Consider the following 22098-nt stretch of genomic DNA (forward strand, 5'->3'; position numbering starts at 1 on the left):
TCCCCGGTCAGCGCGGCTTCACCGACGTCCGGCCTTGCGCCGGAACAACCACGCGCCCCACATGGCGGCGAGGGCGAGGATGACGAGGCACCAGCCGATCGCCCAGCACGGTTCCGCCTGGAGCGGTGTACCCATCAGCAGACCGCGGATCGTCTCCACTATCGGCGTGATCGGCAGGTTCGCGGCCACGGGTTGCAGCCAGCCGGGCATGCTCGCGATCGGCACGAACGCGCTGGAGAGGTACGGCAGGAACAGCAGGATGAAGCCGTAGCCGTTCGCCCCTTCAGGTGAGCCGGCGGCGAGGCCGATCGCGGCGAAGAGATACGTGATCGCCAGGATGTAGAGCGCGATCACCGCGGCCATCGCGATCCACTCGGCGAGATTCGCAGTAGGGCGGAATCCGAGGAGCACCCCGACGCCGATGACGATCCCGGTGGCGACGAGATTGCGCATCAGGCTGGCGACGACGTGTCCGGTGAGGATGGCGCCCGCGCGAAGGGGCATCGTGCGGAACCGGTCGATGATCCCGGTGCGCATGTCGTTGGCGACGTACACGGCGGTCGACGAGGCACCGAAGCCCGCGCAGGTGAGGATGATTCCCGGAACGACGTAGTCGACGTATGCGCCGCTGGGGTCGATGGCCCCGCCGAAGACCCAGGTGAACATCAGCATGAGCATCACGGGAAGCATGACCGCCATGAGCAGCGATTCGCCGTCGCGCATCGATTGACGGAGGCTCCGTTCGACGAACACGGCCTCCGCCGTGAATCCACGCAGACGCGGTCGCACGGACGGAGGAGCGGATGCCGCGACGGCGGCGAGTGCGGTGGTCATGCGTTCTCCTTCACGGGGCGTGAGTCGGTCGAGGTGAGGGCGAGGAAGACATCGTCGAGCGTCGGGCGCCGCAGCGTCACGACGCCATCCGCCCCTTGCTCGTCCAATGCGTCCAGCGCGCGCCGCAGATCGGTGACGGTCCCGTCTGTGGGAATCTCTCGGAGCAGATCGCCGCGTTCGTCATGGAGCTCGACGGTGTCACCTCCGACGCGTGCTTTCAGCTCGGCGGCTGTACCGAGTGCGGCGATGCGTCCGTCGTGCAGGACGGCGATGCGATCGGCCAATTGGTCCGCCTCCTCGAGATACTGCGTCGTGAGGAACACCGTGGTCCCCGCGTTCGCGAGCGTGCGGATCATGTCCCAGAGATCTCGGCGGCTGCGGGTGTCGAGACCGGTGGTCGGCTCGTCGAGGAAGAGTACCTCCGGGGTGACGACGAAACTCAACGCCAGATCGAGACGACGCCGCATGCCTCCGGAGAATGTGCGGACCAACCGGGAAGCGGCATCCGCCAGGCCGAACTGCGCGATGAGTTCGGATGCCCGACGGCGCGCCGCCGAGCGTCCGAGTCCCGCCAATCTGGCGAACATCACGACGTTCTCGGTCGCGTTCAGGGCATCGTCGACCGCGGCGGACTGTCCGGTGAGGCTGATCCGTCGCTGCACCTGCACCGGGTGGGTCGCCACATCGAAGCCGCTGACGGTGGCTGTTCCGGCGTCGGCGTGCACGAGTGTGGTGAGGATGTTGATGATCGTCGTCTTGCCTGCGCCGTTCGGGCCGAGGAGAGCGAAAACCTCGCCGGCCGCGACGGTGATGTCGAGGTCCTCGAGCACTGCCTGCTTCCCGAAGCTCTTGCGCAGGCCACGCACTTCGATTGCTGCTGTCGTCATGAGTGATCCTTTCTGTGTAAGGCGAAAACTGTGTACGTGAGATACTACTGCGTATGACCATAACACACTGTTTATTTAATAAACAGAAGTAGGATGGCGACATGAGCGACGTCGAACCACCTGAACTGCCGCGAGGAATTGCGCTCGCATGGGGCGTGGCGGCGAACCCGCAGCGCGGCCCCAAGCGCGAGATGAGCGTCGAGAAGATCGTCGACGCCGCTGTGGAGCTGGCGGATGCTGAGGGAATCGGCGCGGTGTCGATGGCTGCTGTGGCGGCCAAGCTCGGATTCACGCCGATGTCGCTGTACCGCTACGTCACGGCGAAGGATGATCTCCTTCTGCTCATGCAGGAACAGGCGACGGGGCTGCCCCCGGACGAGTACCGCGTCGAGGATGGTTGGCGGGCGAAGCTGCGCACCCTGTTCGAGGCCCAGGTGGTCGTCTACCTCAGCCACCCCTGGATGCTGTCGCTTCCGATCTCAGGGTCGCCGATCACGCCGAACAGCTCGGCGTGGCTCGATGCGGGGTTGGCCTCCCTCGGCGAGACGCCTCTGACCGACGCGGAACGCGTAGCCGTCGCGCTCTCCGTGACAGGGGAGGCCCGCTGGTACGGCCTGGTATCGGCCGGCTACACCGAGCAGTCGCGTTCGAGCGGGCTGACTGCGGCAGAGGTCTCGGCGCAAGAGGCTGCGCTCTTCGATCGGGTCATCTCGGCCGACGAGTACCCGGCGCTGCGCCACGCGATCGATGCGGGAGTGTTCACGGCGGAAGACGACCCGTTCCGGTTCGCGATGGAGCGGATCTTCGACGGCGTCGAGGCCTACATCGCCGGGTTGGATCGCGGCGAGGCGCACGTCTCCGACGTCGAGTGGATCGGGGTCGAGCCCGCCGAGGTCGCTGGGGACAAGAAGCTCAGGGAAGCGCGCAAGGAGGTCCGTGCAGCGGAGAAGGCCCTCCGGGATGCTCGGAAGATCGAGCGCGTCGCGCTGCGAGACGCTCACGAGCGCGTCGGCAGGGCTCGGAAACGCGACTGAAGGTTCCTGCGCGCATCGAGGATGCACAGTGACCCCACAGTTCACATTGGCCACACGGGTTTACACTCGTCGCACGTTCGCCATAGAGTGTGCTCAGCAGAAAGGGGTACAGGGGATGCCCGAAGTTCCAGACGTCCGGTTCCTTACGGTTGCCGAAGTCGCCGAGATCATGCGCGTGTCGAAGATGACCGTCTATCGCCTCGTGCACGCGGGAGAGCTGCCCGCCATTCGCTTCGGGCGCAGTTACCGCGTGCCCGAATCGGCAGTGACCGATGCGCTGCAGCGACCCATCGCTGACGTCGGTTGACCCCGTTCGCCTCGGTGATCAGCGAGTGCCCGCTGGTTTGCTAGACTGATCCGAGGCATTTTTTCCATGCCCGTACCCGGGCGTCCGCCTTAGTGCGACGCCCAGCCACTGACTTAGTGAGGTTTCCGTGGGTTCTGTCATCAAGAAGCGCCGCAAGCGCATGGCGAAGAAGAAGCATCGCAAGCTGCTTCGCAAGACTCGCCACCAGCGCCGCAACAAGAAGTAAGCGGCCTAGACACGAGCGCCTGTCTTCGGACGGGCGCTTTGTGTCTGTGGGCCCGAGTTCCGCTCCAGGCCTCGAGCTCAATAACACCTCGAGATTCCGCACCAGGGGAGAGTTCATGAAGTCGATCACCATCGCAGATCTTGCATCCCGCGAGAGCACGCCGCTCATCGATGTTCGCGAGAAGGATGAGTTCGCCGGGGGACATGTGCCCGGCGCCGTCAACATCCCGATGTCTGAACTGGGGAACCGGCTCGAAGAGCTCCCCACTGAGGCGTTCGACGTCATCTGCCAGGCAGGCGGCCGCTCGGCACGGGTGGTGCAGGCGTTGGAAGCGCAGGGTCACGATGCCACGAACGTCGAGGGTGGCACAGGCGAATGGATCGCCGCCGGCCACCCGGTCGAGGTGCCCTCGGCGTGACGACCATCACGGTCATCGGCAAGGCGGGGTGCCATCTGTGCCCCACCGCGCTCGCGATCGTCGAGACGGTCGTCGCCGATCTGCCGGACGAGATCGGGGACGGCATCGAGATCGTCGAGCGCTCGATAGAAGACGACCCCGCCCTGTACGAACTGTGGTGGGAGAAGATCCCCGTCGTGCTCATCGACGATGAACTGCACGCGCACTGGCGGGTATCACCCGACCGGCTGCGCCAGAGGCTGGAGGAATCATGACGATTCGGCACGTGGTCACCTGGAAGCTCGCGAGCGAGGATGCTGTCGAACGCGAGGAGCAGGCTGCAGAAGTCGCGCGTCGCCTGAACGCCCTGGACGGCGTCGTGCCCCAGCTGCGCTCGATCTCAGCAGGCGCCAACTCCGTGTACCCGGAGGCCAATTGGGATGTGACGCTGATCGCCGACTTCGATTCGATCGAGGCTCTGGAGCAGTATGTGATCCACCCCGCTCATGAGGAGGCCGCGGTGTATATCCGGTCCGTCGTCGCCTCGCGGGTCGCCGTCGACTTCGAAGTCTGAGCGGACTCGAAACGCAAACGTAATGTTCCTGATCGGGGCCATTGTGTCGCGCCGTGTTTAGATGATCTGCATACCCGTCCGTGGGCGTTCTCGCCCCAGTCATCCTGGAGCGGTCATGCCCCGTCGTCGTAATCTCACCTTCAGCATCGCGCTCGCCGCGACCGCCGTCCTCGCTCTCTCCGGCTGCGCCAGCGGCGGAAACGATGCGGGTGGCGACGAAGCCCCCGCCGGCGATGACTACGGTCTGATCGAAGCGGGTACGCTCACGGTCTGCTCCGACATCCCCTACGCGCCCTTCGAGTTCGAGGATCCCAGCACGGAGACCGGATACTCAGGCTTCGACATCGATCTGCTCAGCGCCGTCGCAGAGAAGCTCGATCTCAAGCTCGCGGTGCAGGATGTCGGCTTCGATGCACTGCAGTCCGGGACCACTCTCGCGGCCGACCAGTGCGATATCGGCGCGTCGGCGATGACCATCACCGAAGAGCGCGAGGCGAACCTCGACTTCTCCGACCCCTACTACGACTCGCTGCAGTCGCTGCTCGTGCGTACGGACTCCGGCATCAAGTCCATCGACGATCTCGACGGCGTCACCGTCGGTGTTCAGCAGGGCACGACGGGCGAGGCGTACGCGAATGAGAACGCCGACGGCGCCGAGATCATCACGTTCCCCTCTGACGGTGAACTCTGGCCGGCACTTCAGGCAGGCAACATCGATGCGATCCTGCAGGACCAGCCGGTGAACATCGAGCACGAGAAGGCGGACTCGGCCTACAAGATCGTCGAAGAGTACGACACTGATGAGTCCTATGGGTGGGCCTTCGCGAAGGGCGAGCGCGACGCGCTGATCGAAGCGATCAACACCGCGCTGCAGGAACTGCGCGACGACGGCACCTACCAGACGATCTACGACTCCTACTTCGCGGCCGAGTAAGCCGAGCCGGCTGCAGACGATGGCGATGAGGCGCACGACCCGCACCAGGCTCTATCGGGTCACGATGTACGCGATCTTCATCGCCGTCGTCGTGTGGGTGGTGCTGGCCACTGACTGGGTGAAGATCGGCTCGGTCTTCTTCAACGTAGAGGTCGCGATAAAGCAGTTCCCCAACATCATCGTCATCGCGTTGCGCAATACGGTGCTGTTCACGCTGATCGCGTTCGTCGGCGGTGCGATCCTCGGGGTGCTGTTCGCCGTCATGAAGCTGTCGAGCGTCGGACCGTACCGGTGGTTCGCCACGGCATGGATCGAGCTGTTCCGCGGCATGCCTGCGATCCTGACGTTGTTCATCATCGCGTACGGCCTTCCTATCGGCCTGGGGTTCAAGATGCCGGGCGGCCCGATCGTCTCGGGACTCCTCGGCCTCATCCTGGTGTCATCCGCGTACATCGCGGAGGTCGTTCGTTCCGGCATCCAGGCCGTGCCCAAGGGGCAGACCGAGGCTTCGCGGTCGCTCGGTATGTCTCCGATGAAGACCATGTTCTGGGTGGTGCTCCCGCAGGGGTTCCGCATCATCATCCCTCCGATGACGAATGAGTTCGTGCTCCTGCTGAAGGACACCTCGCTGCTGTTCGTCGTCGGATCGACCCTGGCGACGAAGGAGCTCACCACCTTCGCCCGTGATGCGCAGTCTGTCGACGCGAACTCCACGCCGCTGATCATGGCGGCCCTGCTTTATCTGGTGGTGACCATTCCGCTCACGCGGGCGGTCGCATGGCTCGAGCGAAAGATGGCGAAGCAGCGATGAGCACCGACCTGATCGACACCCATGCCCCCGCGATCGAGATTCGTGGTCTGGTCAAGAGCTTCGGCGACAACGAAGTCCTCAAGGGGATCGACCTCACGGTCACCCCCGGCGAAGTGGTCTGCGTGATCGGACCGTCCGGTTCGGGAAAGTCGACGCTGCTGCGTTCGGTAAACCTGCTCGAGGAGCCCACTGGGGGCAGCGTCTTCATCGAGGGGATCGACGTCACCGACCCCGATATCGACATCGACCGCGTGCGTACGCGCATCGGCATGGTGTTCCAGAGCTTCAACCTCTTCCCGCACCTCGATGTGCTCGCGAACCTCACCATCGCGCAGCGCCGCGTGCTGAAGCGCTCGAAGACCGAAGCTGACAAGGTCGCGCACGCGATGCTGGAGCGAGTGGGCCTGAGCGAGAAGGCCGGTGCCTACCCAGGACACCTGTCCGGCGGCCAGCAGCAGCGCGTGGCCATCGCCAGGGCGTTGTGCATGAACCCCGACATGATGCTCTTCGATGAGCCGACTTCTGCCCTCGACCCCGAGCTGGTCGGTGAGGTGCTGCAGGTGATGCGCACGCTCGCCGACGAGGGGATGACGATGCTCGTCGTCACGCACGAGATGGGCTTCGCGCGCGAAGTCGGCTCGCGACTGATCTTCATGGACGGCGGCGTGATCGTCGAAGAGGGCGACCCCCGCGAAGTGCTCGCGAACCCGCAGCATCCACGCACGCAGGACTTCCTCTCGCGGGTGCTGTAGTCGAGGGGAAGCTCTACGCCGATTCGCGCAGCACGAGCCGGTGACTCACGACGCGATGCAGGTCGATGTCGGGACGCCGGTCGCCTAGAGCGACGGCCAGTTCGAGAGTGTGGCGCGCAACCTCGTCGAAGTCCACAGCGAGAGTGGTGAGCGTCGGGGCGACGAGACCGCCGATCGTGAGACCGTCGACCCCTGCCACTCGGATGTCGCGGGGCACATCGAGACCGGCATGACGGCATGCCGAGAGCACTCCGAGAGCCATCAGATCGTTGAACGCGAAGATGGCATCCGGGGGAGTGGCCCGGCGGATGACCTGTGCCGTGACCGCGGACGCGTGCTCCGGTGTCGAAGCGGACGCGTGCACGAGTTCGGGCGAGAGACCTCTCCGCTCCAGTGCCCCCATCATGGCGCTCCCGCGACCGCTCGTCGCATGCGGCTCGGACGCATCCAGCACGACCGGCCGGCGCGTGCCGACCGCGACGAAGTGAGCCGCGAGATCCTCGATCGCCGCGGCCGGGTTCAGATTGATTCCGGCGTGCGGGGAATCCGCACCGGCATCGAGCAGGATGAGGGGCGTCGCGCCGAACCGGCTCTCCCACCCCAGCGCCCACTCTCCGAGGTAGCCGACGATGACGTCCACCTGCGCGTGCAACGAATGCAGAAGTCGATCAGCAGAGCCTGCGAGCCCGATGTCGACGAGGGAGACGCTCCACCCCTCGGCGGCCGCACGGCGGACGACCGCTGCGGCCAACTCGGGAGAGTATGGATTGGTCAGGTCGCTGACGACGAGGCCGAGTTGGCTGTCGCCGCCGGTCACGAGCCCCCGGCCGAAACGAGACGGGCGGTACGCGAGCGTGCTCGCAGCGTCGAGGACGCGACGCTTGGTCTCGACGCTGATCCCTGGCATGTCATTGATCGCGCGAGTGACCGTCTGGCGTGAGACACCGGCAGCGGCGGCGACATCGAGGATGGTCGCACGCCGCCGCGTGGCTGGCGACCCCGTCGCTTCGGGGTCGCCAGCGCCGGTCAGTCGCGAAGATCCAGCCACGCCACCTCTTCGGATGTGAGATCGACAGTGAGGCCCCGCATCGATGAGCGGGTCTCCTCGATCGTACGCGGTCCGAAGAGAGGGAATGTCGGGAAGGGCTGAGCGAGCACATAGGCGAGCGCGATCCCGGTCGCCGGTACGCCGCGTTCGGCGCCCATGACCTCGGCGCGACGCAGTCGCTCGAAGTTCTCGTCGCTGTAATAGCAGCGCACGAGTTCAGGATCGCTGCGGTCGTCCGGGCGGGCGCGACCTGCGAAGAACCCCCGTGCCTGAGACGACCACGGCAGGAGCGGAATCTGCCGCTCCTCGAGCCAGCGCTTGGAAGCGGCGTCGGTCAATTGCACGCAGCCCTCCCATGGCACGTCGTACGCCTCAGCGAGCCCGAAATGATCGCTCACGACGCCGAAACCCTGCCGCCCGTTGGCCAGCGCATAGGCGTTGGCCTCGTCGATGCGCTCCGGTGTCCAGTTCGATCCGCCGAACACCCGGATGCGCCCTGCGCGCGCGTGCTCGTCGAGAACATCGATGAACTCGCCCACAGGGACCTCGGGGTTGTCGCGATGGAGCATATAGATGTCCGCATAGTCGGTTCCCTGGCGCTCGAGACTCTCGAGGAGCTGGCGAGAAACAGACTCCGGATCGCAGTGCGGGGTGTGTCCGCCCTTCGTGATGACCACGACCTCCTCGCGGACGCCGCGGTTCGCGATCCAGCGGCCCAGCCGCTTCTCCAGGTCGCCGTCGGCGTAGATGTACGCAGTGTCGAAGACATTGCCGCCCTGCTCGGCGTAGACATCGAAGATCGCGGACGCGTGCGCCAGGTCGGGCTGGTTGTCGACGCCCATCACGAGGCGGGAGACGCGCTTGCCGACGCCCGGGATATCGCCGTACGGCATGCCGCCGCCGGTTCCGACACCTCCGAAAGCGCCGCGCACCGGCGGGATGTCCGATTCCTCGGTCTCGAACGGGTAGCGGAGTCCGATGGCCGCGCGCCAGCGATCGAGGGTGCGTGCAGTCGCGAGCGTCTCCGCCGAGGTCATATCCGGAGCATCGGAACGGCCCTCGCGCAGCGCGGCGATCGTGGCGTCCGCCTCGAGCGCATAGGCATCGGTGGCGTCGATCACGATCGTCCGCACGCCGTCGATGGTGGCGAGCTCGATCTCGGCATCGCCGGTGGGAACCCAGGGTTCCGCCACGCGGATGCTGCCCCTCTCGCCGAGGATGGACACGGTGTTGGCTGCCGGCGCCATGACGCCGGTCGTCAGCGTCGCGGTGATGCCGCTGCGGTACGTCGCTCTGGCGACCGTCCACTCATCGACGCCGGTCGGGCCGATGACACCGCTTGCGGTCAGATCCACCGGCTCGGATGCGTGCACGCCGTCAGCCGCGTCGACGACGGCCGATGCCATCGTGACGGTGTACCCTCCGACATCGAGGATGCCGCCACCCGCGACAGCGGAGTCGAACAGGCGCCCCTGCCGTGTGCCGACGCGGAAGGCGAAGGAGGCATCGATGTGGAGAACCCGGCCGATGGCCCCGTCGCGGACGAGATCGAGCACGGCGCGGGTCTGCGGGTGGAAGCGGTACATGTACGCCTCGACGAGCGGCACGCCCGCCTGCCGGGCGGCGTCGACCAGAGCCATCGCCGTGCCGTGGTTGACCGCGAGGGGCTTCTCGCAGAGGACGGCCTTTCCTGCTTCGAGCGCGGCGATCGTGAGAGCGGGGTGGGCCGTGTGCACGCTGGACACATAGACCGCATCGACCCGAGGGTCGGCCAGCGCGTGCGCATAATCTCCCGCCGTCACGTCGGCGGCGCCCTGCTGCCTGGCCTCGTCGGCGAACGACTGGGCCCGCGCAGCATCCGAGCTGCCGACCGCGACCAGCTCTCCCGTGCTCGAGGCGAGGCCTGCGAGGAATCTGCGCGCGATGTTCCCAGGGCCGAGCACGGCCCATCCGCCGGTGCGGGTGTGTGTCTCTTCGACTGCGAGCTGAGGGGTCACCATCGTCCTTTCGAGCCAGATCCGTGAACGTTCACGAAACTGCCACGATAGTCCTCAGCGACGAACCAGGCAAGAGGTTCCGTGAACGATCACGGCGGATGTGTCGCGAGCGGACGAACCCGGTGACCGGCCTCAACCGCGCGTGCGCACCGCCACCGGCTCCGGGGTCACCGCGATGCGTACCCGATCGCCGAAGGCGGGGTGGAAGCGCGGAGAGTGCTGCACCCGCACGAGCTCGCCCGACTCGGTGCGCACGAGCGTGCGCCGCACGCTGCCGAGGAACGTGCTCTCCTGGACGAGTGCCTCCGTGGCCGCATCCGCCTCGGAGGCGAAGAACACGTTTTCCGGCCGCAGGTAGACATCTACGGGGCCGTCGGCGGGCGAACGGAGCGGCAGCCTCTGACCCCAGACCATGACGTGATCGCCCACGGCGTCACCCGGGACGACGCTGGAGAGCCCCACGAAGGCGGCGACGTGTGCTGTCGCCGGCCGCAGGTAGAGCTCCTCCGGAGTGTCGATCTGGTCGATGCGTCCAGCATCCATCACCGCGATCCGATCGGAGACGGCCAGCGCCTCCTCCTGATCGTGCGTGACGAACACCGTCGTGATGCCGAGGCGGAGCTGGATGCGGCGGATCTCGTCGCGAAGTTGCACGCGCACCTTGGCGTCGAGCGCCGACAGCGGCTCGTCGAGCAGCAGCACGCGCGGCTCGGTGACCAGTGCGCGGGCCAGGGCGACGCGCTGCTGCTGGCCGCCCGAGAGCTGGTGAGGGAACCGATCGGCCAACCCCTCGAGTCCGACCAGAGCCAGGGCGTCGAGAGCACGTCGGCCCGCGGCAGCCTTGCCGACGCCCCGACGGCGCAACCCGAACGCCGTGTTGTCGGCCACACCCAGGTGCGGGAACAGCGAGTACGACTGGAACACCATGCCGATGTCGCGCTTGTTGGTGGGAATGCGCGAGACGTCCTTCCCGCCGAGCAGCACGACGCCGCCGTCAGCGTTCTCGAGGCCGGCCAGCACCCGCAGCGCAGTGGTCTTGCCGCATCCGGACGGCCCTAGCAGTGAGACGAACTCGCCAGGTGCGATGTCGAGGTCGACACCGTGCAGCACACGGTTGGCGCCGTAGCTCTTCTCGATGCCCTGGAACTGCACGCGGGTGCCCTCACCGGCCTCGGCGAGCAGCACATTGTCGGCGGTGGCGGGAAGAGCGGTCATGAACGGGCCTTTCGATTGCCGCGTGCGGCGCGGCCGATGATGAGCAGCAGCAGGAAGCAGAACAGCAGCGCGAGCAGCGTGAAGATCGCCGGTGCGTAGGCGTCCTGCTTCTGGACCACGACCATCGCGGTCTGGAACACCTGCCGGTTGAGCAGCGACGCGATGGTGAACTCGCCGAGCACGACGGCGATGGAGATGAGGGATGCGGCGAGCAGACCCTGACGGATGTTCGGGGCGAGCACCTTCATGACCACGACGGGCCAGCTCGCGCCGAGGGAGCGGGCAGCCTCCGACAGGGTGCGAAGGTCGGCGGCGTCGATCGATGCCTGGATCGAGCGGAACGCGAACGGCAGAACCGTGACGCCGTAGGCGAAGGCCAGCGTCCAAGTGCCTGTCCCCAGCGTGCGTCCGATCTGCAGGTAGATCGGCGCGAGCCCGACGACGAGCACGATCGCCGGGATCGAGATCGGCAGCAGCACGGCGAACTCGAAGAACGGCTTCAGCTTCGGGAACCGCAGATTCACCAGGATCATGGTCGGCGCGAGCAGCAGGAGCACGATCAGCACGGTGATGACGGCGAGCACGAGCGAGTTGCCGAGGCCCGTCCAGATCGGCTTGATCGCCGCGGATGCTGCGGGATCGAACAGTGCGGCCCAGCGCTCGAGCGACAGGCCGCCGTCTGTGCCGCGCAGCGTGTAGAGCAGCGTCGAGATCAGTGGAATGGCGAAGAACGCGCCGACGAGGACGCCGATGATCCAGCGGGTTGCGACCGAGGGGCCGAGTCGATTCATGACTGCCACCTCGCTGCTCGGCGCTGCACGAGCGAGTACAGCGCCATCACGACGCCGACCACGACGATCATCCCCAGGGCCAGAGCCCCGGCGAGGTTCTCTCGCCCGAGCACGGTCTCGCTGGTGAGTGCAGCGCGGATCTGCAGCGGAACGATCTGCGAACCCTGGCTGGCGAGGGCAGCGGCGGTGGCGTACGACGAGAACGCGTTCGCGAACAGCAGCAACAGGCTGGCGAAGAACGATGGAGCGAGCACCGGGATGCCGATGCGCAGCCAGAAACTCGCGCGGGTGCCGCCGAGGGTCAGGTTCGCCTCCGACCACTGCGGCTTCAGCGCGGCGAGAGCCGGCATGAATGTGATCACCATGAGCGGCACCTGGAAGTAGATGTAGGGCATGATCAGGCCGGGCACCTCGTAGAGCCACATGCCGCCCTCGTAGATGTTGATGCCGAGAGCGTCCTTCATGAACAGTGTCATGACGCCCTGCGCGCCGACCGTGGCGATGAATGCGAACGCGAGCATGACACCGCCGAACTGGGCGAGCACGCCGGCTGCCGCATCCACGCTCGAGCGCACTGCACCCTGCGGATCCATGCCGAGCAGGGCATAACAGGCGAGCGCTCCGACGATTGCGCCGACGACGGCAGTGAGCAGCGAGAGCCCTGCGGAGTTCGCGAAGGTGTTCAGCACGACCGGGTCGGCGAGGGCGGCGACATTGGCCCAGGTGAACGCGCCGTCGTCGGTGAAGAAACCGGAGCCGATGGCGAGAACGGTCGGCACGGCGAGGAACAGCAGCACGTACGCGGCGAACGGTACGAGCCCCAGCCACGCCACGGACATGCCCGATCGCCGGACCGTGCGAGACGGCCCGGCGATCGTGGGGGCGGATGCCGCAGCATCCGCCCCCAGAAGGACGGTGGTCACTGGACCGCCGCTGCCCACTTCTCGCCGAGCAGCGTGCCGGCGTTCGTCGACTGCTCCTCGGTCGGGACGACAGTCTCCTCAGGAACCTCGGGCAGGGCTGCCGCGAGGTCGGCGTCGATCGTGCCGGCCTCGGTCATGGCCTCCATGCGGGCCGGACGCGCGCCGCCCTTGAGCCACAGGTTCTGCACGTCGTCGCTGTAGAGGAACTCCTGCCACAGACGGGCCGCCGCCGGGTTCGGGGCATCCTTGTTGATGGCCTGGTTGTAGTAGCCGGCATAGCCGACACCATCGAGCACGGCGACCTTCCAGTCGGGGTTGTCAGCGCCGGCCGCCGCGTTCAGGTAGTCCCAGTCGAAGACGACAGGGGTTTCGCCACTGGTGATGGTCGCGGGCGTGACGTCGACCTTGAGGAAGTTGCCTGCCTTCTGCAGCTCACCGAAGAAGTCGATGCCTGGCTGGAAGTCGTCGAGCGTTCCATCGGACTGCACGGCCGCGAGACCGACCGCAGCGAACGCAGCGCCGGCCTGCGTCGGGTCGCCGTTGATCGCTACGGCACCCTTGTAGTCGGCGCCGAGCAGGTCATCGAGCGAGCCGGGCTCGTCGAACTTCGAGGAGTCGTAGCCGATCGACATGTATCCGCCGTAGTCGCCGACGAACAGTCCGGTCGATTCCTTGAGTGCGTCGGGGATCTCGTCCCAGGTCTGCACCTGGTAGGGCGCGAACTGGTCGGTGCTGGAGAGCGCGACCGCGAGGCCGAGGTCGAAGACGTCCGGGGCGGTGTCGAGGCCTTCGTTCGTCTCAGCGGCGGTGATCTCCTCGGCGCTGGAGATGTCGGGCGATTGCTCGTTGATCGTGATCTCGGGATACGTCTCGGCGAAAAGGTCGAGGATCTCGCCGTAGTTCGCCCAGTCACGGGGGAGGGCGATGACGTTCAGCTGGCCTTCGGCCTTGGCCGCCGCCTCGAGATCCTCGAACGAGCCGAAATCCTCGACCGACGTCGCGGTCGCGGCATCCGCACCGGTGTCGGATCCGTCGCCCGAGCCGTCTCCGGTGGCGGTGTCGGCGGCGCACGAAGTGAGAGCAAGCGCCGCGGTCGCGGCAAGGGCGATGCCGGCGACGAGTCGCGTGCGGCGGGGAATGGTGGCCATGGGTATCCTCTCGGTGCCCGGCCACGGGAACGGCCGGAATCGGGTTGCGAGAAGAACGTATTGGGCGCGGATGACGTACCGGCGCGGCTCCGGTGAACGAGAGGTGACCGGGCCGTGGCAGGCTTCCGTCAGCCGTCGAGCCCCGGGTCAGACCTTGTACTTGAAGCCGACGTGCGAGGCGGTGTATCCGAGGCGCTCGTAGAAGCGGTGCGCGTCGGTGCGGGCGGCGTCCGAGGTGAGTTGGATCATCGACGCGCTCAGCGCCGGTGCTGCGACCTCTGCCACCCAGTGCATCACCGCCGATCCGATTCCGGACGAGCGCAGGTCGCTGCGCACTCGGACGGCCTCGACCAGTAGTCGCCGCGAGCCGCGGCGTGCCATCCCCGGGATCGAAGTGAGCTGCAGCGTGCCGACGACCGTGCCATCGAGCTCGGCGACGAGCAGATCATTCGATGGCTCGGAGAGGATCTCGGCCAGCGCCACGGCATAGGACGGGCGGTCTGCTTCGGATGCCACGTCACCTCGTGCTGCGCTGATCGGGTCATCCGCGAGCAGCGCGATCAACGCGTCGGTGTCCGCCGGTGTCGCCCTGCGCAGAAGCGCGAGACCAGCGCGGGAGGCGAACGGGTGGGGCAGGGGCAGTGCGGCGAGCATGCGTCCATTTTGTCAGGTTGCGGATATAGCGGTGTTGACAAGCTCCTGACCCCACGGCCATGGTGAGTGTCATGGATTCGAATCTTCTGTCTGAGCAGATCTTCTCGACGAGTTCCGTCGTTCTCAGCATCATCTACTACGTCATCTACGCGGTCACGATGTGGAAGGTGTTCGTCAAGGCGGGCTACCCCGGCATCCTCGCGCTGATCCCGATCGTGAACTGGGTGTTCCTGGTGAAGATCGCGGGCATGTCGGGATGGTTCGCGCTGCTCTACCTGATCCCGATCGTGAACATCATCTTCGCGATCGTCGTCGCGATCAAGGAGGGGCGGAACTTCGGCAAGGGCGGCGTGTTCTCGTTCTTCCTGCTCTGGCTGTTCCCGTTCATCGGGCACCTCATCATCGGCTTCGGATCGGCGCAGTACAACAAGGTCACCTGACCGGTCGCTGAGACCCCTGGGTAGCACCGAGACCCCCTGCTGTAGACGTGAACAGCAGGGGGTCTCGGCGATAAGGCGGGGTCTCGACGATCCGAGCGGACGTCAGGCTTCGTCGTCCTCCGGGACGAAGTCGACGCCGGCCTCTGCGCGCTGCGCATCGGTGATCGGCGCGGGGGCCGAGGTCAGCGGGTCGAAGCCGTTGCCGGTCTTCGGGAATGCGATGACCTCGCGGATCGACTCGGTCTTGGTGAGGTGCTGCAGCACGCGATCCATGCCCAGTGCGATTCCGCCGTGCGGCGGGGCGCCGAACTTGAACGCGTCGAGCAGGAAGCCGAACTGCTCATCAGCGACCTCGTCGCTGATGCCCATTACCTCGAACACGCGCTTCTGCACGTCTTCGCGGTGGATGCGGATCGACCCGCCACCGAGCTCCGAGCCGTTGCAGACGATGTCGTACGCGTAGGCGAGCGCCGAGCCTGGGTCGGTGTCGAACGTGTCGGCGAACTCCGGCTTCGGGCCGGTGAAGGCGTGGTGCACAGCCGTCCACGCACCGGCTCCGACAGCGACGTCTCCGGATGCCACGGCATCCGCCGCAGGCTCGAACATCGGGGCGTCGACCACCCAGGTGAATGCGAAGACGTCAGGGTCGAGCAGGCCGAGCCGGCGTCCGATCTCCACGCGGGCAGCTCCCAGCAGGGCGCGGCCGTCCTTTGCGGATCCGGCGGCGAAGAACACGCAGTCGCCCGCGGCAGCGCCCACGAGGTCGGCGAGGCCGGCCTTCTCGGCATCCGACAGGTTCTTGGCGACGGGGCCGCCGAGCGAGCCGTCCTCGTTGAAGAGCACGTACGCGAGACCGCGAGCACCGCGCTGCTTCGCCCAGTCCTGCCAGGCGTCGAGCTGCTTGCGCGGCTGCGATGCACCGCCGGGCATGAGTACAGCACCGACGTAGTCGGACTGGAACACGCGGAACGTGGTGTCCTTGAAGTAGTCTGTCGCCTCGACGAGCTCGAGACCGAAGCGCAGATCGGGCTTGTCCGAGCCGTACTTCGCCATCGCGTCGGCGTAGGTGATGCGGGGCAGCGGAGTCTGCACCTCGACGCCGATGGTCGCCCACATCGCCGGGATGAGCGCTTCCATCAGCTCGATGACGTCTTCCTGGTCGACGAAGCTCATCTCGATGTCGAGCTGCGTGAACTCCGGCTGCCGGTCGGCCCGGAAGTCCTCATCGCGGTAGCAGCGGGCCATCTGGTAGTACTTCTCCACGCCGCCGACCATGAGTAGCTGCTTGAACAGCTGCGGGCTCTGCGGAAAGGGCGTACCAGCTGCCGGGGTGCAGGCGTGCAGGCACGACGAAGTCGCGGGCGCCCTCCGGAGTGGAGCGCGTCAGCGTCGGCGTCTCGACTTCGAGGAAGTCACGCGTGTGCAGCACATCGCGGATCGCCTTGTTCACGTCGGAACGCAGGCGAAGAGCGGATGCCGAGGACGGACGCCGCAGGTCGAGGTAACGGTGCTTGAATCGCACATCCTCACCGATCGTGTCGCTGTCGCCGAGACCGGTGGACACCTGGAAGGGGAGGGGAGCGGACTCGTTGAGCACCTCGACCTCGGTCGCGATGACCTCGATGTCGCCGGTGGGCAGGTTCGGGTTCTCGTTGCCGGTCGGTCGGGCGGAAACCGTACCCGTCACCTTCAATACGAACTCGCTGCGCAGCGGGTGCGCAGTCTCCTCGTCGCGGATGACCACCTGGGCGATGCCTGACGCATCGCGGAGATCGATGAACGCGACGCCTCCGTGATCACGACGACGATCGACCCAACCCGTGAGGGTGACGGTCTGACCGATGTTCTCGGCTCGCAAAGAGCCGGTCGTGTGAGTGCGAAGCACGGAAGATTCCTCCAGTTCAGAAAAGGGAACTCCGCCATTCTACGTGGGTGCTCGCGGACGCTCGCGGCCGGCTTCCCTAGACTGTGGGCATGCCCGCCGAACGTCTCCATCTGGTCCGCCACGGCGAAGTGCACAACCCCCAACGGGTGCTCTACGGCCGGCTGCCGCACTATCGGCTGAGCGATGACGGACGGCGCATGGCGCAGGATGCCGCCGAGTACGTCGCCGGGCTCGGCCGCACGGTGACCTCGTTGCACTGTTCTCCGCTGCAGCGCGCCAGGGAGTCGGCTGAGCCGTTCGCCGCGATCTTCGGGCTGGATCCGATCATCGACGAACGGGTGATCGAACCCACGAACGTGTTCGAGGGCACGCGCATGAGCCGGTCGCTGCGCGATCCGCGCAACTGGTGGCATCTGCGCCGCCCATCCGTGCCGAGCTGGGGCGAGCCATACGCATCGATCGCCGCTCGAATGGAAGAGGCCATGAACAGCGCCTGGCGTGAGGCCGACGACGGCGATGCCGTAATCGTGTCGCATCAGGCGCCGATCTGGATCGCGCACCTGCGCGTCGCGGGCCTGCCGCTTCGGCATGACCCTCGCACGCGCCGCTGCGCGTTGTCGAGCGTGACGTCGTTCGAGCATGTCGGTGACGTCTGGCGCGAGGTCGACTACGCGGAGCCGGCAGCGACCGGAGATGCGGTCGACGTCGGGGCCGTCTGAGCACTGTTCCTTCTCGCTCGACTTGTCTGCCGGACACGTCGCACGGCCAGTACCGGCGCGTTAGGCTCCGGTGGGGTGTTCGGCAGCCACCTACTCGCGTGTCGGACGGGCCTCGAGTCGAAATCGTTGAGCTGCCTATAACGATCGTTTCCGGTGACTCACATCACCGGGGTAGTGCGCGGTACACAGTTGACTAAGCTCGCCGCGTGCCCCTTGCTGTCTTTGACCTGGACGGAACGCTCGTCGATCAGGCGAGCGCGGCACGGTCGTGGGCCGGTGAATTTGTCGCGCGGTGGGGTCTGCCAGTCAAAGCCTCGGACCTCGTCGCCGCCGCACTGACTGAGCGTGTTTCGAAGCAACTGGTCTTCGACCGCATCGTCGAAGAGTGGTCGCTTCCGTTATCCGGGGCGGAGATTTGGGCAGCGTATAGGACCCGTATGCCGCAGCTCGTGCAATGCGCCTCCGAAGACAAGGAGGCGCTTACCGAGCTTCGAGCTGCTGGCTGGAGCGTGGGCATCGCAACCAACGGAATGCCCGACAATCAAGAGGGCAAGATTCGCGCAACCGGACTCGCAGAACTGATCGATGGATGGGTCATTTCGGGAGAAGTAGGAATCCGTAAGCCGGACCCGCGGATCTTCGGCGTCTTGGCACAGCGCCTCTGTTGTGCGCTCGACGGCTGGATGGTCGGCGACAGCCTCGAGCATGACGTCATGGGTGGGATGGCAGCTGGGCTGCAAACAGCCTGGATCGCTCCACTCAACGCGCCCGTCCCAGCCGGAAGCGCACGGTTCGATATTCGTCAAACGAGCGTCGCTGAGGCCGTAGGAGCAATCCTCACGATTTAGCCACGTGGATCCGCGACCCGGCCGCGATCCTCCGCTTTCTGCCAGTTACGACGATCGTTTGCGGCAGCCGTTCCCAGCCCATACCTGGCCCTCGCTGGAACGATCGTTAGTGGCGGGATTGCCGGCACCCTCACTGCTTGTGCGATGGTTGCGACATGACGACGCACCCTCTGTGGCGACCCTTCAACCCTGGCGCGAATGCCGCCCGGCAGGGAGAGCGAGTTGCATCACGTCAGACAACGCCCGGTGCCGTGCGGGCGCACGACGAAAGCTGGCGCGAGCGGTTCGAGGAGATCAACCGTGTGCTCACGGAGTCAATCGGAGATCTCGCTCTGTCGATCCGCCATGTCGGCTCGACGGCGGTGCCTGGCCTCGCGGCGAAACCTGTCATCGATGTCGACTTGACCGTCCGAGACGTCGAGTTAGAACACAGCTACATGCCGCAGTTAGAGGCCGCAGGGTTTCGCCTCATCTTCCGTGATGTGATGAGCGGCGACCCTCACCGACAACTCACGTTCGCGATACCCAATACCAACCTTCACGTCTGGAGCCCGGGCGCAATCGAGCCGCAACGGCACCTGGTCTTCACGGACTGGCTCAGGACGAACTCACGCGACCGGGAGCGATACAACGCTGCGAAGGCCGCCGCGTCAACAGCTGACGGAACTGCGCGCTACAACGATCTGAAAGCAGCCGTCGTGTACGACATCTATGAGCGAGCCTTCATCGCTGACCCATCGCACGACCACGACCCGCACCCGAGAGACCTGGCCTAATCGCTCTGTCGGTTTCGGGGATTCCCAGTACGGGCACCGAAACTGTTTGCCGGAAGGCTGTTCTGGGGAGCCTTTGCGGCGGTACCTGGCAAGCGTGCAGCTTGACCGCGCCGAAAACGATCGTTTAGGGCAGGCGAGTCGGTGCGGGATCAGCGGCGGCGGCGCGCCGCTTGCGCTGGCTCGGCAGGAACTCGAGGACCAGCGGCACGATGATCCCGAGAGCGCAGAAGATGGCGAGAATCGGCGTGCTCATGCAACAGATCGTCCCATGGATAAGGCGTCACGGCTAGGCGCCCCCTACCAGGGAGGCACTCGACTCGATACCCACGTGTGATGTGGAACCCCGAATGGTGCTCGTAGTCTCCTGACACGGCCGGAAGCGCAGGCCGCCTGCGTATCCGGCCAGAGGAGATTCTCATGACCATCGTCGCCGATTCCCGGCTCGGTCCTGTCCGGCAGACCTATGCGCGCAGTGACGAGTTCCCGCCCGTCGCCCGCGCTTATACGCAGATCTCGCAACGCGTGCGCGACGCCGGACTGCTGCGCCGCACTCCGCGGTTCTACCTGCTGGTAGGCGCCAGCCTGGCGTTCGCGTTCGCAGGGCTCGTCGCCGGGTCTCTTCTGCTCGGCGACAGCTGGTTCCAATTGCTGATCGCGGCCGCGATGGGCATCGTCGCCACCCAGGTCGCGTTCCTTGCGCACGAGGCTGCGCATCGCACGATCCTGGAGACAGGTCCCGCAAACGATCGGCTCGCACGCGTCCTCGCCGGGCTCGTCGGGTTGAGCTATTCCTGGTGGGATTCCAAGCACAGCCGCCACCATGCCAACCCGAACCGTGTCGGTCGTGATCCTGACATCGAGGTCGACACGATCTCGTTCCTCGACACCGATGCCGCAGAGGCGCGTGGCCTGCGTCGCTGGATCACCCGCAGGCAAGGATGGCTGTTCTTCCCCTTGCTGACGCTCGAGGGCATCAACCTGCATTACCTCAGCCTGCGGCACCTCGTCTCACGCGGGCCCGTCAAGAATCGCGCACCGGAGCTCGCATTCCTCCTGGTCCGACACGCGATCGTGCTCGGTGCCGTGTTCTGGATGCTGCCTGTCGGTGTGGCGTTCGCATTCATCGGCGTGCAGTTGGCCGTCTTCGGCCTCTACATGGGGGCATCATTCGCACCGAACCACAAGGGCATGCCGGTGGTGGCGCCGGAAGCGAGACTCGACTTCTTCACCAAGCAGGTGCGCACCTCGCGGAACATCTCAGGAGGCTGGCGGGCGACCTGGCTGATGGGTGGTCTGAACTACCAGATCGAGCATCATCTCTTCCCCTCCATGCCTCGTCCGCACCTCGCTGCGGCACGCGAGATCGTCCGGGAGTACTGTGCGGCCAACGACGTTCCGTACACCGAGACGACGCTGCGGCGCTCGTACGGGATCGTGATCGCGTACCTCAATCGCGTAGGTCTCGCCGCCAGGGACCCGTTCGAATGCCCGGCGGTCGTGCAATATCGGCGGACATGACGTCTGCATCCCCAGTACCTCCGAAACCGCGAGGAAACGGCACCTCCGATGGACGCGCAGGAGCCGGTGGTCGTCCTAATGTCGAGTCAAGAAGTTGAACACTATGAAAAGGACGTGGACGATGACCGGTACGGCGTCACCCGAGCATCCGACGGAACCGCTGCGGGTCCTCATCGCGACAGACACGTTCCCCCCGGACATCAACGGCGCGGCCAGGTTCGCCAGAGATCACGCCGTGCGCCTCTCCCGCCGCGGGCACGACGTTCATGTGATCGCGCCCTCGCCCACCTTCTCCGGACACTCCGGGGTGACGATGATCGACGACCAACTGATCCGGACGCATCGACTGCGCAGCGTGAAATGGCCGGCGCATGAATGGCTGCGGATCGCTCCGCCGTGGGAGGTACGCCGACGTGTCGGTCGTATCCTCGACGAGGTCCGCCCCGATGTCGTGCACGTGCAATCGTTCATCGGTATCGGTCGAGGGGTCGCGTACGAAGCACACCTCCGCAGCATCCCGATCGTGGCGACGAATCATGTGATGCCGGACAACCTCGCCTCTGTCGGCGGGCTTCCGGGGCGCATCGTCCCCGCAGTGACGCGACGCGGCTGGAATCTGGCTGCCGCCGTGTACTCCCGTGCGGACATCGTCACAAGCCCGACTCCGATAGCGGCCGACTACCTGGAGCGCAGCATCGGTCTCGCATCCGTCACTCCGATCTCGTGCGGCGTCGATCTGCACCGCTTCACGCCGAAGCAGGCGAAGCCCGGACAGCGCAGCATCCTCTTCGTCGGGCGTCTGGATCCCGAGAAGAACCTTCCGACGCTGCTGCGAGCCATCGCTTTACTCGACCACGACGTCGACGCGCACCTCGACATCGTCGGCGGTGGCTCCGAGCGTGCTGTCTTGGAGCAACTCGCCGAACAGCTCGGAGTGTCGACTCGCGTGCGATTCCACGGACGGGTGACGGACGAGCAGCTTGTGGCGCTGCATCATGAGGCGACCGTCTTCGTGATGCCTTCGCCCGCCGAGCTGCAGAGCATTGCGACCCTTGAGGCGCTGGCATCAGGGACTCCTGTCGTCCTGGCCGACGCGATGGCTCTCCCGCACCTCGTTCACAACGGTGTCGAGGGATACCTCGTCCCGACCTACAGCGCCGAGGAGTTCGCCAGGCAGATCGTCAAGATCCTGACCCTCCCCGAGAACGATTACCTGACGATGAGCGCGCATGCCGTGCAGCGGGCCGTTCAGCACGACGCCACGACGATCGTCCGTCGATATGAGGATCTCTACCGAGGCGCCGGAACCCGACGCTTCGCGCGCACGGAGTCCGCGCGCACAGAGTACAGGGGCCGCATAGATTCCCGCGTCTAGACTGG

General features: G+C 66.0%; 25 protein-coding genes and 1 pseudogene. 15 read left to right on the plus strand and 11 right to left on the minus strand.

The window, feature by feature from the left end; all coding sequences use genetic code 11:
* Positions 1-18: 18 nt before the first annotated feature.
* Positions 19-834, minus strand: a complete 816-nt coding sequence (locus QFZ46_RS13055) for an ABC transporter permease (RefSeq protein WP_307362159.1) — start codon at positions 832-834, stop codon at positions 19-21.
* A complete protein-coding gene (locus tag QFZ46_RS13060) occupies positions 831-1721 on the minus strand; it encodes an ATP-binding cassette domain-containing protein (RefSeq protein WP_307362160.1) in 891 nt (296 codons plus the stop codon). The genes QFZ46_RS13055 and QFZ46_RS13060 overlap by 4 nt, the downstream gene beginning before the upstream one ends.
* A gap of 101 nt (positions 1722-1822) precedes the next feature.
* Between QFZ46_RS13060 and QFZ46_RS13065 the strand changes: the two genes are divergently transcribed.
* From QFZ46_RS13065 to QFZ46_RS13105, 9 genes are all read left to right on the plus strand, one after another.
* Positions 1823-2755, plus strand: a complete 933-nt coding sequence (locus tag QFZ46_RS13065) for a TetR/AcrR family transcriptional regulator (RefSeq protein WP_307362163.1) — start codon at positions 1823-1825, stop codon at positions 2753-2755.
* A 115-nt stretch (positions 2756-2870) separates the two neighbouring features.
* Entirely contained in the window at positions 2871-3062 is a 192-nt protein-coding gene (locus tag QFZ46_RS13070; protein WP_033105127.1) for a helix-turn-helix domain-containing protein, read from the plus strand.
* A gap of 127 nt (positions 3063-3189) precedes the next feature.
* A complete protein-coding gene (locus QFZ46_RS13075; RefSeq protein WP_003792170.1) occupies positions 3190-3288 on the plus strand; it encodes a 30S ribosomal protein bS22 in 99 nt (32 codons plus the stop codon).
* A gap of 115 nt (positions 3289-3403) precedes the next feature.
* On the plus strand, positions 3404-3706 hold the full coding sequence (locus QFZ46_RS13080; protein ID WP_307362166.1) for a rhodanese-like domain-containing protein: 303 nt from the start codon (positions 3404-3406) through the stop codon (positions 3704-3706).
* On the plus strand, positions 3703-3960 hold the full coding sequence (locus QFZ46_RS13085) for a glutaredoxin family protein (protein ID WP_307362170.1): 258 nt from the start codon (positions 3703-3705) through the stop codon (positions 3958-3960). Before QFZ46_RS13080 ends, QFZ46_RS13085 begins: the two co-directional genes overlap by 4 nt.
* Complete coding sequence (locus QFZ46_RS13090) at positions 3957-4259, plus strand: Dabb family protein (protein ID WP_307362172.1); 303 nt, start codon at positions 3957-3959, stop codon at positions 4257-4259. The genes QFZ46_RS13085 and QFZ46_RS13090 overlap by 4 nt, the downstream gene beginning before the upstream one ends.
* A 115-nt stretch (positions 4260-4374) precedes the next feature.
* Positions 4375-5193, plus strand: coding sequence for an ABC transporter substrate-binding protein (locus QFZ46_RS13095; RefSeq protein WP_307362175.1), 819 nt, complete (start codon positions 4375-4377; stop codon positions 5191-5193).
* Between the two features lie 25 nt (positions 5194-5218).
* Complete coding sequence (locus QFZ46_RS13100) at positions 5219-6004, plus strand: amino acid ABC transporter permease (RefSeq protein WP_307362178.1); 786 nt, start codon at positions 5219-5221, stop codon at positions 6002-6004.
* Positions 6001-6756, plus strand: coding sequence for an amino acid ABC transporter ATP-binding protein (locus QFZ46_RS13105; RefSeq protein WP_307362180.1), 756 nt, complete (start codon positions 6001-6003; stop codon positions 6754-6756). Before QFZ46_RS13100 ends, QFZ46_RS13105 begins: the two co-directional genes overlap by 4 nt.
* Before the next feature lie 13 nt (positions 6757-6769).
* Here QFZ46_RS13105 and QFZ46_RS13110 read toward each other — a convergent pair whose 3' ends face one another.
* From QFZ46_RS13110 to QFZ46_RS13140, 7 genes are all read right to left on the minus strand, one after another.
* Positions 6770-7804: a LacI family DNA-binding transcriptional regulator gene (locus tag QFZ46_RS13110; protein WP_307362183.1), complete on the minus strand. Its 1035-nt coding sequence runs from the start codon at positions 7802-7804 to the stop codon at positions 6770-6772.
* Positions 7783-9801 (minus strand): aldo/keto reductase, encoded by a 2019-nt coding sequence (locus QFZ46_RS13115; protein ID WP_307362185.1) that lies wholly within the window; start codon positions 9799-9801, stop codon positions 7783-7785. Before QFZ46_RS13115 ends, QFZ46_RS13110 begins: the two co-directional genes overlap by 22 nt.
* Positions 9802-9933: 132 nt before the next feature.
* Entirely contained in the window at positions 9934-11016 is a 1083-nt protein-coding gene (locus tag QFZ46_RS13120; RefSeq protein WP_307362188.1) for an ABC transporter ATP-binding protein, read from the minus strand.
* A complete protein-coding gene (locus QFZ46_RS13125; RefSeq protein WP_307362189.1) occupies positions 11013-11807 on the minus strand; it encodes an ABC transporter permease in 795 nt (264 codons plus the stop codon). The genes QFZ46_RS13120 and QFZ46_RS13125 overlap by 4 nt, the downstream gene beginning before the upstream one ends.
* Entirely contained in the window at positions 11804-12748 is a 945-nt protein-coding gene (locus tag QFZ46_RS13130; RefSeq protein ID WP_373457648.1) for an ABC transporter permease, read from the minus strand. The genes QFZ46_RS13125 and QFZ46_RS13130 overlap by 4 nt, the downstream gene beginning before the upstream one ends.
* On the minus strand, positions 12727-13878 hold the full coding sequence (locus QFZ46_RS13135; protein ID WP_307362191.1) for an ABC transporter substrate-binding protein: 1152 nt from the start codon (positions 13876-13878) through the stop codon (positions 12727-12729). The genes QFZ46_RS13130 and QFZ46_RS13135 overlap by 22 nt, the downstream gene beginning before the upstream one ends.
* 147 nt (positions 13879-14025) lie before the next feature.
* A complete protein-coding gene (locus QFZ46_RS13140; RefSeq protein ID WP_307362194.1) occupies positions 14026-14532 on the minus strand; it encodes a GNAT family N-acetyltransferase in 507 nt (168 codons plus the stop codon).
* Between the two features lie 71 nt (positions 14533-14603).
* On the opposite strand from QFZ46_RS13140, the gene QFZ46_RS13145 reads away from it, so the two are divergent.
* Positions 14604-14972: a DUF5684 domain-containing protein gene (locus tag QFZ46_RS13145; RefSeq protein WP_307362196.1), complete on the plus strand. Its 369-nt coding sequence runs from the start codon at positions 14604-14606 to the stop codon at positions 14970-14972.
* 102 nt (positions 14973-15074) lie between these two features.
* On the opposite strand, the pseudogene aspS reads toward QFZ46_RS13145, so the two are convergent.
* Positions 15075-16857: pseudogene (gene aspS / locus QFZ46_RS13150) on the minus strand (aspartate--tRNA ligase).
* Between the two features lie 89 nt (positions 16858-16946).
* On the opposite strand from aspS, the gene QFZ46_RS13155 reads away from it, so the two are divergent.
* From QFZ46_RS13155 to QFZ46_RS13165, 3 genes are all read left to right on the plus strand, one after another.
* Complete coding sequence (locus tag QFZ46_RS13155; RefSeq protein WP_307362198.1) at positions 16947-17576, plus strand: histidine phosphatase family protein; 630 nt, start codon at positions 16947-16949, stop codon at positions 17574-17576.
* Positions 17577-17782: 206 nt separating this feature from the next.
* Entirely contained in the window at positions 17783-18424 is a 642-nt protein-coding gene (locus QFZ46_RS13160; protein WP_307362200.1) for an HAD family hydrolase, read from the plus strand.
* 155 nt (positions 18425-18579) lie between these two features.
* A complete protein-coding gene (locus tag QFZ46_RS13165; RefSeq protein WP_307362202.1) occupies positions 18580-19200 on the plus strand; it encodes a GrpB family protein in 621 nt (206 codons plus the stop codon).
* 124 nt (positions 19201-19324) lie between these two features.
* Here the strand turns inward: QFZ46_RS13165 and QFZ46_RS13170 are convergent, their stop codons facing one another.
* Positions 19325-19453, minus strand: a complete 129-nt coding sequence (locus tag QFZ46_RS13170; protein WP_307362204.1) for a hypothetical protein — start codon at positions 19451-19453, stop codon at positions 19325-19327.
* A 164-nt stretch (positions 19454-19617) separates the two neighbouring features.
* Here QFZ46_RS13170 and QFZ46_RS13175 point away from each other — a divergent pair, with 164 nt between their 5' ends.
* Together QFZ46_RS13175 and QFZ46_RS13180 are read left to right on the plus strand one after the other, a co-directional pair.
* On the plus strand, positions 19618-20718 hold the full coding sequence (locus tag QFZ46_RS13175; protein ID WP_307362208.1) for a fatty acid desaturase family protein: 1101 nt from the start codon (positions 19618-19620) through the stop codon (positions 20716-20718).
* A gap of 121 nt (positions 20719-20839) precedes the next feature.
* Entirely contained in the window at positions 20840-22093 is a 1254-nt protein-coding gene (locus QFZ46_RS13180) for a glycosyltransferase (protein WP_307362211.1), read from the plus strand.
* The last annotated feature ends 5 nt before the right edge of the window (positions 22094-22098 follow it).

Source organism: Microbacterium murale, from assembly GCF_030815955.1.
GTDB lineage: Bacteria > Actinomycetota > Actinomycetes > Actinomycetales > Microbacteriaceae > Microbacterium > Microbacterium murale_A.

Coding starts and splice junctions, on each gene's coding strand:
- QFZ46_RS13055 (WP_307362159.1), bottom strand. CDS start 834: ATGACCACCGCACTCGCCGCCGTCGCGGCATCCGCTCCTCCGTCCGTG.
- QFZ46_RS13060 (WP_307362160.1), bottom strand. CDS start 1,721: ATGACGACAGCAGCAATCGAAGTGCGTGGCCTGCGCAAGAGCTTCGGG.
- QFZ46_RS13065 (WP_307362163.1), top strand. CDS start 1,823: ATGAGCGACGTCGAACCACCTGAACTGCCGCGAGGAATTGCGCTCGCA.
- QFZ46_RS13070 (WP_033105127.1), top strand. CDS start 2,871: ATGCCCGAAGTTCCAGACGTCCGGTTCCTTACGGTTGCCGAAGTCGCC.
- QFZ46_RS13080 (WP_307362166.1), top strand. CDS start 3,404: ATGAAGTCGATCACCATCGCAGATCTTGCATCCCGCGAGAGCACGCCG.
- QFZ46_RS13090 (WP_307362172.1), top strand. CDS start 3,957: ATGACGATTCGGCACGTGGTCACCTGGAAGCTCGCGAGCGAGGATGCT.
- QFZ46_RS13095 (WP_307362175.1), top strand. CDS start 4,375: ATGCCCCGTCGTCGTAATCTCACCTTCAGCATCGCGCTCGCCGCGACC.
- QFZ46_RS13100 (WP_307362178.1), top strand. CDS start 5,219: ATGAGGCGCACGACCCGCACCAGGCTCTATCGGGTCACGATGTACGCG.
- QFZ46_RS13105 (WP_307362180.1), top strand. CDS start 6,001: ATGAGCACCGACCTGATCGACACCCATGCCCCCGCGATCGAGATTCGT.
- QFZ46_RS13120 (WP_307362188.1), bottom strand. CDS start 11,016: ATGACCGCTCTTCCCGCCACCGCCGACAATGTGCTGCTCGCCGAGGCC.
- QFZ46_RS13125 (WP_307362189.1), bottom strand. CDS start 11,807: ATGAATCGACTCGGCCCCTCGGTCGCAACCCGCTGGATCATCGGCGTC.
- QFZ46_RS13135 (WP_307362191.1), bottom strand. CDS start 13,878: ATGGCCACCATTCCCCGCCGCACGCGACTCGTCGCCGGCATCGCCCTT.
- QFZ46_RS13140 (WP_307362194.1), bottom strand. CDS start 14,532: ATGCTCGCCGCACTGCCCCTGCCCCACCCGTTCGCCTCCCGCGCTGGT.
- QFZ46_RS13145 (WP_307362196.1), top strand. CDS start 14,604: ATGGATTCGAATCTTCTGTCTGAGCAGATCTTCTCGACGAGTTCCGTC.
- QFZ46_RS13155 (WP_307362198.1), top strand. CDS start 16,947: ATGCCCGCCGAACGTCTCCATCTGGTCCGCCACGGCGAAGTGCACAAC.
- QFZ46_RS13165 (WP_307362202.1), top strand. CDS start 18,580: ATGACGACGCACCCTCTGTGGCGACCCTTCAACCCTGGCGCGAATGCC.
- QFZ46_RS13170 (WP_307362204.1), bottom strand. CDS start 19,453: ATGAGCACGCCGATTCTCGCCATCTTCTGCGCTCTCGGGATCATCGTG.
- QFZ46_RS13175 (WP_307362208.1), top strand. CDS start 19,618: ATGACCATCGTCGCCGATTCCCGGCTCGGTCCTGTCCGGCAGACCTAT.
- QFZ46_RS13180 (WP_307362211.1), top strand. CDS start 20,840: ATGACCGGTACGGCGTCACCCGAGCATCCGACGGAACCGCTGCGGGTC.